Origin of the sequence: Streptomyces sp. NPDC051822 (assembly GCF_044452745.1) — a bacterium.
GTDB lineage: Bacteria > Actinomycetota > Actinomycetes > Streptomycetales > Streptomycetaceae > Streptomyces.
In genome coordinates this window covers 957952-971013 of the sequence record NZ_JBITBZ010000002.1, presented here as the reverse complement: position 1 = coordinate 971013, position 13062 = coordinate 957952, and the positions used below count along the sequence as shown (strand labels likewise).

The window sequence follows — 13062 nt, the reverse complement described above, 5'->3', positions numbered from 1 at the left end:
GCGCGGGCTTGTCCGGTATGGAGTAGTGGAGTCGCCGCTCTGTCCGCCCCGGACAGGGGACCCGTCGTCAACCTCGCCGTTCGGTCGACACGATGAGCCAGACGCCGCCGACGACGATCGCACCGCCGAGGAGGATGGGCCAGGTCAGGGCCTCGTTCAGGACGAGTGCGCCGAGCAGGACGGCGACGACCGGGTTGACGTAGGCGTAGGTGGCGGCGAGCGAGATCGGGGCGCTCTGGAGGAGCCAGGCGTACGCGGTGAAGGCGACGATCGAGCCGAAGACGATGAGGTAGGCGAGGGCGCCCCAGGAGCGGCCGGAGACGGCGCCCAGGTCCAGGCCGTGGTGTTCGCCGCGCGTGAGACCGAGGAGGAGCGCGCCGAGGCCGCCGGCCAGCATCTCGTACACACTCGCGGTGAAGGGGTTCGCGGGCATGGGAAGCCGGGCGGAGGAGACGGTGCCGACTGACCACAGCAGGGCCGCGACGACGACGAGCAGCACGCCGCCGATCTTCACCTCGCCGCTCAGGCCGGGGACGGTGAGGACGCCGAGGCCCGCGAAGCCGAGCAGGACACCGCCGAAGGCGCCGAGGCCGGGGCGCTCGCCGAAGGCGGCGCGGAGCAGGACGACCCAGACGGGCACCGCGGCGACGAGGAGCGCGGCGAGGCCGGAGGGGATGGAGGTCTCGGCGAGGACGACGAGACCGTTGCCGCCGAGGATCAGGAGCAGGCCGACGAGGACGACGGAGCCGAGCTCCCCGCGGGTCACCTTGAGGGCGGCGGGGCCCTGCCGCCAGGCGACTATCGCGGCGAGGAGCAGGCCGGCGGTGACGAAGCGGGCGCCGCCGGAGAGGAACGGTGGGAGGGTCTCGACGACGATCCGGATCCCGAGGTACGTGGACCCCCAGACGACGTACACGATGCCGAGCGCGGCCCAGACGGCGCCGCTGATCCGACGGGCGGGCGCGGCGGGCACGGCGGGGGCGGCGGAGCCGACGGAGTCGCCGGTCGAGGCGGTGGTACGGGGCTCGGGGGCATCCGGGCGCGTCTCGGGGGCCGGGTCGACGGCAGGGCTTGTCATGAGCAGGAGAGTAGGGAGCGCGGGCCCCGATGACCAAGAAAATTGCCCGAATCCGGGCAGGGGCAGCGGATTTTGAACAAGGGAGAACCCCGGAAGGGGCTCCCGGTGGGCGCTCCCGAGGGAATCCGGAGGAGTGGGAGGATGGCCCGGACCGCAAGAGCACAGGGGGAAAGCATGATCCTTTACGTACTGATCGGCGTCCTGGTCCTCGCCGTCGCGGGCTGCGCCTGCGTCGTGTGGGCGGCACGGGGCGGCCCCCGCTGGGTCCGCGCGGTGGCCACCGTGACCCTGCTGGGCGGCGAGGTGGCGCGCGACGGCGCCCGTCGGGGCGGACGCCGGTCCGGCGGGGGCGACGACGGTGGCGGCTCGGACTAGGGCCTGTCCGGCGGATCAGGGTCGGATAGGCCGCGGCGTCTGGCGCGGTGCATCGCAAGGCGCCGGAGCGTCCTCATAGCGGAGCTATGCGGGCGTTTCGGCAACGCGGCGAGGTGCCGTGCCAGGCGTCGCGGACCCGGCCATGATCCGCCGGACAGGCCCTAGACGGGCCCGGCGGCCCGGCAGCCGCTACTCCGTGCCCTCGCCCGTCGCCTTGAGGGCCAGCCACAGCTCCATCCGTACGTCCGGATCGTCCAGGGAGCGGCCGAGGATCTCCTCCACGCGCCGCATCCGGTAGCGCAGGGTGTGCCGGTGGACGCCCAGGTCGGCCGCCGCGGCGTCCCACTGCCCGTGCCGGGAGAGCCAGGCCCGCAGGGAGGCCACCAGGTCGCCGCGGCCCGTCGCGTCGTGCTCCCGCAGGGCGCGGAGCATCCCGTCGGCGAAGGCGCGGACGGCGTCGTCGGCGAGGAGCGGCAGCACGGAGCCGGCCGCCAGGTCCTCGTGCTCGACGAGCGCCTTCCCCCGCCGCCTGGCCACCGAGAGCGCCTGCTCCGCCTGCTTGTACGCCGCCGCGGCCACGATCGGTCCGGCCGGGGCCGAGAGTCCGATGGTGACGCCGGCGTCCTCCGCGTCCCGGTCCGCGTACCCGCCGCAGGCGGCGACGACCGCGCCGCCGTCCCCGGCGAGGACGACGAGCCGCTGCTCGCTCTCGGCGACGGTGAGCACCGCCTCGCCGGCGCGTGCCGCCGCCGCCTCCAGCGTCTCGGCGAGAGCCGGGAGCGCCGGCTCGCCGGTCGGGTCGCCGCCGGCGGCTTCCGCGACGATCAGCCGGAAGGGGGCGTCGAGCAGCCCGCCGTACACGTCCCCCGCCACCGCGCGCGCGTGGTCCGGCTGGCCGGCCAGCATCATGCGCAGGACCGCCGCGCCGAGCCGCTGTTCGGCGGCCTGGAGCGAACGGGAACGCTCGGTCGTGAGGGTGAGCAGGGCGATCGCCGAGTGCACCGCGTACCGCTCGGCCGTTCCGAGCGGCGCGCCCGTACCGACGGCGAGGGCGCCCCGCACCCGCCGCCCGGACCCGAGCGACTGGAGCTCGACGCGGTCGTCCGTACCGCCGACCACGGCGCTGGCGGGCGCCGGACGGTCGCGCAGCCGCTCCACGTCCGAGGTGAGCCGGGCCGCCCGGCGTGCCGCCCAGTCGGGCGAGACGGCGACGACCGTGCCGGAGGTGTCGTAGAGCGCGGCCCAGCCGTCGACGTGCGCGGCGAGCCGGGCGACGACGGCCTCGGGGCCTTCGGCGAGCGCGGCCCTGGTCAGCTCGCGCTGGGCCTCGAAACCGGCCGTGACGGCGCGGTACTGGTCGGCGGAGATGGCGGCGGACACCGCCTTGCTGATGGCGAGGAACGGGGTCCGGCGCGGCACCTCGAGGAGCGGCAGGTGCTCGTCACGGGCCGCTTCGAGCAGCGCCGACGGGATCTCGTCGTAGTTGACGCCGACGGCGAAGCCGAGCCCCACCACCCCCGCGCCGAGCAGCCGCCGCACGTAACGGCGCATCGCCTCAAGGTCCTCCGCGTCGAGCGTGAGCGCGGTGGTGAGGAGGAGCTCGCCGCCCTCCATGTACGGGACGGGGTCGGCGAGCTCGCTGACGTGCGCCCAGCGGACGGGGGTGTCGAGACGGTCCTCACCGGCACGCACGACGAGCTTGAGGGAGGAGTGCTGGACGAGCGAGGCGAGGGTGGGCGGCATAAGGGACCGTCGGACCTTTGAGCGAGGGGGCGCCGCTCAGCCGAGCGGCGCCCCCGATTGTGCCAGCCCGTCCGGAGGGCCGCGCTCAGCCTCGCAGGTCGACGAGGAGCGGCGGCATGTGCTCGCCCCGCACATGGGTGAGGGAGAGGACGGCGTGCCCGGGGGGCACGGCGTGCGCGAGATCGGAGGCGGACCACCGCTGCCGCTCCACCTCCCGCACGGTGACGGCCTCCGCCGTGGCCGCCTTGCCCGTCACCATCCGCCGCATGGCGTGCAGGACCTTGGTGAGCGGCTCGTCGGAGATGATCTGCCGGTTGGTGACGTCCTTCGTCTGGACCCACTCGGTGCCCCAGGTGTCGGCGAACCGTCCGCCGTCCCACGGCGCGATGCCTGCGAAGGCCATCCGGCAGCCGACCGCGCCGAGCAGCGGATCGCGCAGCGTCTCGGGCACGTCCTCCAGGCTGCGGAGGGCGAGGAGGACGCCCGCGTTGACGGAGCGCAGCCTCTGCAGGGCTCGTACGGATTCGCCGGTGACGGTGTAGGTGGCGTCGTCGAGGACCAGGCAGGCGAAGAGGGAGCGGTCACGGCGTGCGAGGGCGGCCTCCGTGAACTGGGCGAGGAGGAGCCGGGAGACGATCCGGGAGGCCTCGGCGTGGCCGCGTTCGGGCAGGTCGACGCGGACGCGCAGCGGATGTTCGACCGCCTTGAGCGAGAACTGAGGTCGTTCCTCGCCTTCGCCTCGGCGGGATCCGCCCTCCGTGCGGAAGAAGCCGACGAATGCGGGCCGGTCGAGGAACGTGATGCGTTCCGCGAGGAGGATGCCGACGTCGTCGCCCCGTTCCGTCTGCCGCCGGCGTGCGTCGAGCTCGCGCAGCTGGGTGGGGTCGTCGGCGACAGCGGCCCGGAGCGTGGCGAGTGCCTCGGGCGCCCCGCCGAGCAGTTCGCGCAGCTCGGGTACGCCGGGGAAACGGCCGTACGCGCTCAGGAACGGTCCGATCAACTGGGCGAGCACGGTGGCGGCACGGCGGCTGTCGGCGACCAGGTCGCCCACGAGGGCCTCGGCAAGGATGCGAGCGGCCTCGTCGGGGTCCACGGCGCCGCCGTACAGATCGAGGTCGTGGGTGGACTCGCGCCGCCCGACGGAGACGACGACGTCGAAGGCCTCGTCGGGGCCGAGAAGACCGCCCTGCGCGGTGACGGCGACGACGGCGGCGCGGTTGGCGAGCGCCTGGAGGCAAAGCGCCTCGACGGCGGGCCGCACCAGTCGCACGGTCTTCCCCGACCCGGCGGGCCCGACGGCGAGCAGCGAGGTCCCGAGCACACCCGGCTCCAGGGCCACGCCGGTGGTGCGGCGCACATAGGGGTTGCGAGGGTGGTCGGCGGCGGTGCCGATGAGCACCTGGCCCGTGGCGAGGTCGTGGGTGGCGGTGCGTACGGGCAGGTCACGCAGGCCGGAGGGATGTCCGCATGCGGCCGCGCCACGGGTGCGCACGGCCTCGGTGAAGGCGGCGAGGCGCTCGGGCCGGCTCCGTACGCCCTGCCAGGCACGACGGATCCGGGCGTAGTCGACGTCCCCGAGCACGCCTTGCCGGGTGGCCTCCGCGAGCTGTGCCGCAGTCTCGGCCAGTCCGGCGTCACGCAGCTCCGGCCACTCCGCGGGGTCGGCTCCCGGCTGGGTCGCGGGCCGCGGAGCGGCGGCGGTGGCCCCTCCGGTCCCGAAGCGTCGCCGTACGGGGGGCCAGGTGCCCACCCGGCCGACGGCCGCGACGAGGGCGGCGATCAGGAGCACGTAGTAGAGGTTGGAGACCCAGGTGAGCCAGGTGAGCGTGCGGGGCAGCTCGCGCCAGACGCCCGGCAGGAGTACGAACAGGGGCCACACGGGAACGCCGTAGCGCTGCCAGACGTCCCGCCAGTTGCCGACGCGGCCGAAACCGACGGCGAACAGGACGAGGAGGACGGCGTACCAGAGGTATTGCGCGCCGATGTACATCTCGAAGTCGGGGCTGTCGGGGTTCGTCCAGTCCGAGGGGACGAGCCACAGCATCGGCAGCAGCCACCAGTCGTCGACGAAGATCCATCCCCCGTCCAGGTAGCCGTTCCACAGGAGTGACCAGAGGAGCCAGCCGCAGAGGTACGCGATGAAGGCGCCGGTGATCAGCTGACGGCCGGGCACGAGGTCCGGTTCGCGCTCGGGCCGCTCGCGGTGCCCCAGCCTCCAGATACCGGTCGCCGCGGCGGGACGGGGGATCCTGAGCCACTCGGCGACCCCGAGTCGGGTGGGCGCGTGCGTGGGGGGCGGCGGTACGAGCGGCGGGGCGGTGGGCCGCGGGCCCGCCCCGGTCCGCCCCGGCTGTCCGGCCTGCGGCCCTGGCCCGGTCGGACCGGTGTGCGAGACCGGAGGCGGCCCCTGGGCCGGAGGAGTGGAGGGCACGGGCGGCCCCGCCGGGCGCGGGACCGCGCCTCCCCGGGTGTCGCGCGACTCGTACGTGCCGTCCGTCTCCATGAACCCCTGCCCCCTGAACAGCCAGGTCGCCGTCTCTGTGCCACCGTCAATCTAGTGGCCCGCAGACGCCCCGGAGGGGTTTCGCCCAGCCGTGTGCCCGGGCGGCCGGGACAGGCGCCCGGTAGGGCGGTTCGGGGTCGCCCTGTCCATCCCGGACAACGACACACCCCCCATCACTCCCGATCGGCGCATGCCGCCGGGCCTCCCCCGCGCCTAGCCTGCGGAGGAAACCCGCAAGTGCGTCCAGAACACCCCCAGGAGCCCCGCATGAACGCTGTCCCGCAGGAGCGGCGCGTCGTCACCGCCATTCCCGGTCCGAAGTCGCTGGAGCTTCAGGCCCGACGGCTCGACACGGTCGCCGGTGGCGTCGGCTCGACGCTCCCCGTCTTCACGAAGCGGGCCGGTGGCGGCATCATCGAGGACGTCGACGGCAACCGTCTGATCGACTTCGGTTCCGGCATCGCCGTGACCTCGGTCGGCGCCTCCGCCGAGGCCGTCGTGCGCCGCGCTTCCGCGCAGCTCCAGGACTTCACCCACACCTGTTTCATGGTGACGCCGTACGAGGGTTACGTGGAGGTCTGCGAGGCGCTCGCCGAGCTGACCCCGGGCGACCACGCGAAGAAGTCGGCGCTGTTCAACTCCGGTGCCGAGGCCGTCGAGAACGCCGTCAAGATCGCCCGTTCGTACACCAAGCGCCAGGCCGTCGTCGTCTTCGACCACGGCTACCACGGCCGCACGAACCTCACGATGGCGCTGACGTCGAAGAACATGCCGTACAAGCAGGGCTTCGGTCCGTTCGCGCCCGAGGTCTACCGCGTGCCGGTGGCGTACGGCTACCGCTGGCCCACCGGTGCCGAGAACTGCGGCCCCGAGGCCGCCGCCCAGGCGATCGACCAGATCAGCAAGCAGATCGGCGCCGACAACGTCGCCGCGATCATCATCGAGCCGGTCCTCGGCGAGGGCGGCTTCATCGAGCCGGCCAAGGGCTTCCTGCCGGCGATCGTGAAGTTCGCCAACGACAACGGCATCGTCTTCGTCGCCGACGAGATCCAGTCCGGCTTCTGCCGTACGGGCCAGTGGTTCGCGTGCGAGGACGAGGGCATCGTCCCCGACCTCATCACCACCGCCAAGGGCATCGCGGGCGGTCTGCCGCTGGCCGCCGTCACCGGCCGCGCCGAGATCATGGACTCCGTCCACGGCGGCGGTCTGGGCGGCACCTACGGCGGCAACCCGGTGGCGTGCGCCGGTGCGCTCGGCTCCATCGAGACGATGAAGGAGCTCGACCTCAACGGCAAGGCCAAGCGCATCGAGGAGGTCATGAAGGCCCGCCTGTCGGCGATGGCCGAGAAGTTCGACGCCATCGGCGACATCCGCGGCCGTGGCGCCATGATCGCCATCGAGCTCGTCAAGGACCGCGCGACCAAGGAGCCGAACCCGGAGGCCGCCGGCGCGCTGGCGAAGGCCTGCCACGCCGAGGGCGTGCTGGTCCTGACCTGCGGCACCTACGGCAACGTGCTGCGCTTTCTGCCGCCGCTGGTCATCGACGAGAACCTTCTGAACGAGGGCCTCGACGTCATCGAGAACGCGTTCGCGCAGATCTGACCCCTGCCCGTGAGGGCCATGGTGTGAAGACTCTGTGGGGGGCCGATGGCGGGTTGCGTTTCCCGCTGTCGGTCCCCTCTTCTCTGCCGTACGGTTTCTGCAGATGAGAGAAACACCCCGGGCGGAGCCTCCCCAGCCCCGCCCGACCCGTGCCGTCGCGCACACCGCTGGAGCCTCGTGCTCCGGAACTCCTCACCGATCGGATGGCCGCCCGCCCCACACCCCCCGGGGCGTGCGGCAGCCCGATCCCCTCGGCCGCCCTGGAACCACCCCCCCTGTTCCAGGGCGGCCGGCTCTCTTCTCGGCGCTCGTCGCCCTCGCCGTCGTGACCTGGCAGGTGCTCGTCCACGGCCCCTTGGCCAGGCTCGACGAGCGGGTGTCCCGGGCCCTGGTGGACACGGTCCCCCGGCCCCTCTCCGAACTCGGCGCCGACCTCGGCAACCTGACGGTCGCCCTGCCCGTCCTCGGCTGCGCGATGGCGTACGCGGTGTGGCGCGGCCGCCGGGCCGCCGCCCTGTACGCGGGACTGGCGATGGCCCTCGTACCGCTCCTGGTGATTCCGTTGAAGGAGTGGACGGCCAGGCCCGGCCCCCTGGAGCCGTGGGCGCAGGGCTACTACCCCTCCGGCCACACGGCCACCGCGGTGGTCGCCTACTTCGGCGCGGCCTTCCTCGTCTCGAACCGGCTGATCCCCGTCGCCGCCGTGCTGACGGCGGTGGCGGGGACCGGTCTCGTCCTGCGCGGCTACCACTGGCCCCTGGACGTGCTGGCCAGCCTGTGCCTGGGAGTGCTGGTCCTGGCGGTCAGCTCCACGCGGCAGCGTTCCCGAAATACGTGTCGAAGTTCCGGCTGAACTCCCACTGGTTGTAGCGGTCCCAGTTGATCGACCAGGTCATCAGGCCGCGCAGGGCGGGCCAGGTGCCGTGGGTCCGGTAGGTGCCGCAGTCGGTCTTCCTCGTCAGGCAGTTCAGAGCCTTGTTCACCTCGGCCGGGGTCGTGTGGCCGTTGCCCGCCTGGGTGGAGGCGGGGAGGCCGATCGCGACCTGGTCGGCGCGGAGGGCCGGGAAGAAGCGGTCCGTGTTGCCGGCGACGGGGAAGCCGGTGAGGAGCATGTCGGTCATCGCGATGTGGAAGTCGGCGCCGCCCATGGAGTGGTACTGGTTGTCGAGGCCCATGATGGAGCCCGAGTTGTAGTCCTGGACGTGGAGCAGGGTGAGGTCGTCGCGCAGGGCGTGGATGACCGGCAGGTAGGCGCCGGCGCGCGGGTCCTGGCCGCCCCAGGGGCCCGAGCCGTAGTACTGGTAGCCGAGCTGGACGAAGAAGGTCTCCGGGGCCATCGTCAGGACGAAGCCGGAGCCGTACTTGGCCTTGAGGGTCTTGACCGCCTGGATGAGGTTCACGATGACCGGGCTGGTGGGGTTGCGGAAGTCCGTGTCGCCGGTCTGGAGCGAGAGCGAGTGGCCCTCGAAGTCGATGTCGAGGCCGTCGAGACCGTACTCGTCGATGATCTTCGAGACGGAGGAGACGAAGGCGTCGCGGGCGGCGGTCGTGGAGAGCTGGACCTGACCGTTCTGGCCGCCGATGGAGATGAGGACCTTCTTGCCCGCGGCCTGCTTGGCCTTGATCGCCGCCTTGAAGTCCGTGACCGACTCGACGTTCGGGCATTCCGTCGCCGGGCACAGGCTGAAGCGGATGTCGCCCGAGGTCACCGAGGTCGGTTCGCCGAAGGCGAGGTTGACGACGTCCCAGGAGTCGGGGACGTCGGCCATGCGCGTGTAGCCGGAGCCGTTGGCGAAGCTCGCGTGGAGGTAGCCGACGAGGGCGTGCGCGGGAAGGCCGGGGTTGCCACCGCCGCCGCTGGTCGTCGTCGCGGTCACGGCCGCCGACTTCGGCGACTCGCCCGCGCTGTTCACCGCCGAGATCTGGAAGGTGTGGGAGGTGGCGGGGGCGAGGCCGCCGACGGTGTACGAGGTGCCGGTCGCGGTCGCGACGGGAGCACCGCCCTTGTAGACCTTGTACGAGGTGGCTCCCGGGACCGCGGTCCAGGTCAGCGGCACGGAGGTGGAGGTCGGGGAGCCCGCCGCGAGGCCGGTGGGGGCCGCCGGGAGCTGGACGGGGTCCCCGCCGGGGCCGTACAGGGAGAGGTCGTCGGCCTGGTAGGCGGGGGTGCCGTACCAGCCGTGGGTGTAGATCGTGACGGAGGTGGTGGAGGCGCCCGTGGTGAAACCGGTGCTCAGCTTCTGCCAGTCGGGGGCGGATCCCGTCCAGGTGGAGACGTCGGTGGTGCCGGTGCCGGCGGCGCCGAGGTAGACGTAGCTGCCGCGTACCCAGCCGCTGAGCGTGTACGTCGAGTTGGGCTTCACGGTCACGGTCTGGGAGCAGCGGGCGTTGTCGCTCCCCGCGGGGGTCGCCTGGAGTGCCTTCGTACCGCTGTGTACGGGCGAGGAGACGACGGCGCCGCTGCCCGCCGTGCAGGTCCATCCTTCGAGGCCGGCCTCGAAGCCGCCGTTGCGGGCGAGTTCGGCGTCGGCGGCCTGTGCGGCGGGGGTGAGCGCGGCGAGTCCGCCGGCGGCGAGGACGCTCGCGAGGAGCAGGGTGAGGGGTCTGGCGCGTTCCACAACTGCCTCCGGGGGTGGGGGAATCGAGGTGCGAGCGCGCCACAGCATGGTCCAGACCAATCGAGTGGTCAAGACCTCTGTCCGGACCTCGCCCCCGATTCAGTCCCCTTCGGCCCCCCGCGCCAGCTGCCCCGCCGCCTCGTGCATCGCCAGCTCCAGGAGCGACGCGTCGGTGAGGGTGCCCGCGCCGTCCGGCGCCACCAGCCAGCGCACCGCACCGGTCGCCCGGCCCGGATACGGGACGACGATCCAGGTCCCGGCGCCCGCGCCGCGCACCCCGCTGCCGAGCCAGCGGGTGACGGTGCCGGGCGGAACGAAGAAGCCCATCCGGGCGTCGCCGAAGTCGACGAGGACCGGTCCTGGCCGGTCCACGAGCCGCCCCAGCACGTCGAGGGTCGGATAGCCGAGCTCCGACGGCAGGATCAGGACGTCCCAGAACCTGCCGGCGGGCAGCAGCGCGACCCCGTGGGGATTGCGCTCCCACTCCCACCGGCAGACGTCGGGATCCGGCGCCACCGACGCCAGCCACTCCACGGCACTCCTGGCGCCTGTGGCCCCCGTATCAGTCATCGCAACGGTCTCCTTCCGAGTGGACACGGTGTCCACACGGAGAGAGCGGGGTCGACGTCTTCCCTTACGCGACTTCGGGTCATCGAAAATGTGACCTGGGTCACACAGCGGGGGGCCGATCGGGTGGACGGCGCCGGGCCTGGTCGACGGCTTCCCTCGCTCGTCCCGCCCCCCGTGGTCGTATGTATGAGCCTCCGCCCGGTATCGCCGCCCTCGCCACGGGAGTACCCATGCCGTTCCCCCAGACATCGGGTGGTGCCGGAGCCCCGGCACCGGGCGGCGCGCGGCGCCCCGGCAAGGGGCTGCTGCGCCGCCTCGGCGAGTGGTCGGCCCGTCACTTCGCCGTCGTGCTTGTCGCCTGGGTGGTGGCCCTGGGCGCCCTGGTGGGGCTGAACCACGCGTACGGCGGCGAGTACTCCGACAACTACTCGCTGCCGGGCACCCAGTCCCAGGAGGGGCTCGACGTGCTGCGTGCGCACGAGCCCGCCGCCGGCGGCTACAGCGCCCAGGTGGTGCTGTACGACGGAGCCAAGCCGCTCACGGACGCCGGCGACCAGATCTCGGCCGCCGTGGCCTCGCTGGAGAAGCTCCCGCACGTCCTGAACGCCACCAGCCCGCTGCCGGCGTCCGGCACCCCGCCGCCCTCCCCTCCCGCGGGCACCCCGAACGTCGGCCCGCTGTCCACCGACGGGAAGACCGGTTACATCACCGTCCGCTTCGACGTCCAGCCCGGCACCCTCGGCGACGACTACCTGACCGGCGTGGACAGCGCCGTGGCACCCCTGCGGGCCGCCGGGGTCCAGGTCGAGTACGGCGGGGCGCTGGGCGAACTGGCCCGGCCGGAGGCGGACGACCGGACCAGCGAGGCGATCGGGTTCGGCGTCGCGGTCATCGTCCTGATCATCGGCTTCGGCAGCCTGATCGCCGCCGTACTGCCGCTGGTCACCGCCCTGGTGGCGGCCGTCTGCGGCCTCGCGGTCCTCGGCCTCCTCGCCGCGGTGTGGAACTTCGCGACCGTCTCCCCCACCCTGGCCACGATGATCGGCATCGGCGTCGGCATCGACTACGCGCTCTTCCTGATCACCCGGCACCGGCAGCTGCTGATGAACGGCCAGGACCCGGTCACGGCCGCCGGACTCGCCACCGCGACCAGCGGGCGGGCGGTCCTCGTCTCGGGCTGCACCGTCGTCATCGCCCTCGGCGGACTGTGGGTCTCCGGACTGAGCTTCATCGGACTGCTCGGCCTGGCCGCGACCTCCACCGTCGTCACCGCCGTCGCCGGAGCCCTCACGCTCGTCCCGGCGATGCTCGGGCTCATCGGCCGCCACATCGACCGGCTGCGTCTGCGCACTCCCGTGGCCGAGAGCGACGAGACGACCGGCGGGACGACCGACGCAGCGACCGGTGAGGCGCACGGCACCTGGCACCGCTACGCCCTGCGCGTGGAGCGCCGCCCCTGGTGGTTCCTGACCTCGGGCGTCGTCGTCCTCGTCGTGCTCGCCATCCCCCTGTTCTCCATCCAGCTCGGGCACATCGGCGACGGCGCGGACCCGAAGTCCTTCACCGACCGGCGCGCCTTCGACCTGATGTCCTCGGCCTTCGGCCCCGGCTCCAACGGGCCGCTGACCCTCGTCATCGACCAGACCTCCGTCCCCGCGGCCGACCGCTCCGCCCTGGCGAGCCAGGCCCAGAAGGCGCTCACCGGGGTGCCCGACGCCGCCCTGATCACCCCGCTCACGCCGACCTCGGACGGCGACGTCCTGATCGCCACGGCCTACTCGGTCGCCGCCCCTCAGGACGAGAAGACCACGTCGCTGACCAACCACCTGGCCGACGACGTCCTCCCCCAGGCGGTCGGCGGCACCACCGCGGCCACCTACGTCACCGGCACCACCGCCGCGCAGGTGGACTTCCTCGACATCGTCTCCAGCCGGCTGCTGTTCATCATCGCCGTGGTCGTCGCGCTCGCGTTCCTCGTCATCCTGGTCGTCTTCCGGGGCCCGCTCGTGGCGGCCAAGGCGGCGGTGCTCAACCTGCTGTCCATCGCCGCCTCGTACGGCGTGGTCGTCGCCGTCTTCCAGTGGGGCTGGGGCGGCCCGGCGCTCGGCGTCTCAGGCGAGGTGCCCATCGAGAGCTACGTGCCGATGATGATGTTCGCCATCGTCTTCGGCCTGAGCATGGACTACGAGATCTTCCTGCTGTCCCGGGTCCACGAGGCGTGGCTGCGCACCGGCGACGCGAAGGCGAGCGTGGCCCACGCCCTGGAGATCACCGCGCGCGTCATCACCTGCGCGGCGCTCATCATGGTGAGCGTCTTCGCGGCCTTCATCCTCAACGACAGCATCGTCGTGAAGATGATGGGGCTCGGCCTGGCCGCGAGCGTGCTCATCGACGCGACGGTCGCGCGGCTGCTGCTCGTGCCCGCGGTGATGACCCTGCTCGGGAAGTGGGCCTGGTGGACCCCGCGCTGGCTGGACAGGATCCTCCCGCACGTCGACACGGAGGGCGAGGGCGAGATGGCCGCGGCGGACGGGAACGGCGGGGCGGGGCCACGGCACACGCCATGACCCCGC

General features: G+C 72.9%; 9 protein-coding genes. 4 read left to right on the top strand and 5 right to left on the bottom strand.

The features are described 5' to 3' along the window. Positions 1-67: 67 nt before the first annotated feature. On the bottom strand, positions 68-1078 hold the full coding sequence (locus ACIA8N_RS10210; RefSeq protein ID WP_365780527.1) for an EamA family transporter: 1011 nt from the start codon (positions 1076-1078) through the stop codon (positions 68-70). Between the two features lie 174 nt (positions 1079-1252). Here ACIA8N_RS10210 and ACIA8N_RS10205 point away from each other — a divergent pair, with 174 nt between their 5' ends. Then, the gene (locus ACIA8N_RS10205) at positions 1253-1453 is read left to right on the top strand and encodes a hypothetical protein (RefSeq protein ID WP_365780526.1); all 201 of its coding nucleotides are present in this window, start codon (positions 1253-1255) and stop codon (positions 1451-1453) included. Positions 1454-1642: 189 nt separating this feature from the next. Here the strand turns inward: ACIA8N_RS10205 and ACIA8N_RS10200 are convergent, their stop codons facing one another. Further along, positions 1643-3196 (bottom strand): PucR family transcriptional regulator, encoded by a 1554-nt coding sequence (locus ACIA8N_RS10200; protein WP_365780525.1) that lies wholly within the window; start codon positions 3194-3196, stop codon positions 1643-1645. Positions 3197-3281: 85 nt separating this feature from the next. After that, the gene (locus tag ACIA8N_RS10195; protein ID WP_365780524.1) at positions 3282-5699 is read right to left on the bottom strand and encodes an ATP/GTP-binding protein; all 2418 of its coding nucleotides are present in this window, start codon (positions 5697-5699) and stop codon (positions 3282-3284) included. Positions 5700-5966: 267 nt separating this feature from the next. Here ACIA8N_RS10195 and gabT point away from each other — a divergent pair, with 267 nt between their 5' ends. Both gabT and ACIA8N_RS10185 read left to right on the top strand, forming a co-directional pair. Then, entirely contained in the window at positions 5967-7301 is a 1335-nt protein-coding gene (gene gabT, locus ACIA8N_RS10190; protein ID WP_365780523.1) for a 4-aminobutyrate--2-oxoglutarate transaminase, read from the top strand. 103 nt (positions 7302-7404) lie between these two features. Further along, the gene (locus ACIA8N_RS10185) at positions 7405-8154 is read left to right on the top strand and encodes a phosphatase PAP2 family protein (RefSeq protein ID WP_365780522.1); all 750 of its coding nucleotides are present in this window, start codon (positions 7405-7407) and stop codon (positions 8152-8154) included. On the opposite strand, the gene ACIA8N_RS10180 is transcribed toward ACIA8N_RS10185, so the two are convergent. Together ACIA8N_RS10180 and ACIA8N_RS10175 are read right to left on the bottom strand one after the other, a co-directional pair. Further along, the gene (locus ACIA8N_RS10180; RefSeq protein WP_365780521.1) at positions 8105-9919 is read right to left on the bottom strand and encodes a glycoside hydrolase family 18 protein; all 1815 of its coding nucleotides are present in this window, start codon (positions 9917-9919) and stop codon (positions 8105-8107) included. The genes ACIA8N_RS10185 and ACIA8N_RS10180 overlap by 50 nt on opposite strands. Before the next feature lie 99 nt (positions 9920-10018). Next, positions 10019-10489, bottom strand: coding sequence for a hypothetical protein (locus tag ACIA8N_RS10175; protein ID WP_365780520.1), 471 nt, complete (start codon positions 10487-10489; stop codon positions 10019-10021). Positions 10490-10719: 230 nt separating this feature from the next. Here ACIA8N_RS10175 and ACIA8N_RS10170 point away from each other — a divergent pair, with 230 nt between their 5' ends. Further along, the gene (locus ACIA8N_RS10170) at positions 10720-13056 is read left to right on the top strand and encodes an MMPL family transporter (RefSeq protein ID WP_365780519.1); all 2337 of its coding nucleotides are present in this window, start codon (positions 10720-10722) and stop codon (positions 13054-13056) included. Positions 13057-13062 lie beyond the last annotated feature (6 nt).

Coding starts and splice junctions, on each gene's coding strand:
- ACIA8N_RS10200 (WP_365780525.1), bottom strand. CDS start 3,196: ATGCCGCCCACCCTCGCCTCGCTCGTCCAGCACTCCTCCCTCAAGCTC.
- ACIA8N_RS10205 (WP_365780526.1), top strand. CDS start 1,253: ATGATCCTTTACGTACTGATCGGCGTCCTGGTCCTCGCCGTCGCGGGC.
- ACIA8N_RS10195 (WP_365780524.1), bottom strand. CDS start 5,699: ATGGAGACGGACGGCACGTACGAGTCGCGCGACACCCGGGGAGGCGCG.
- ACIA8N_RS10175 (WP_365780520.1), bottom strand. CDS start 10,489: ATGACTGATACGGGGGCCACAGGCGCCAGGAGTGCCGTGGAGTGGCTG.
- gabT (WP_365780523.1), top strand. CDS start 5,967: ATGAACGCTGTCCCGCAGGAGCGGCGCGTCGTCACCGCCATTCCCGGT.
- ACIA8N_RS10185 (WP_365780522.1), top strand. CDS start 7,405: ATGAGAGAAACACCCCGGGCGGAGCCTCCCCAGCCCCGCCCGACCCGT.
- ACIA8N_RS10210 (WP_365780527.1), bottom strand. CDS start 1,078: ATGACAAGCCCTGCCGTCGACCCGGCCCCCGAGACGCGCCCGGATGCC.
- ACIA8N_RS10170 (WP_365780519.1), top strand. CDS start 10,720: ATGCCGTTCCCCCAGACATCGGGTGGTGCCGGAGCCCCGGCACCGGGC.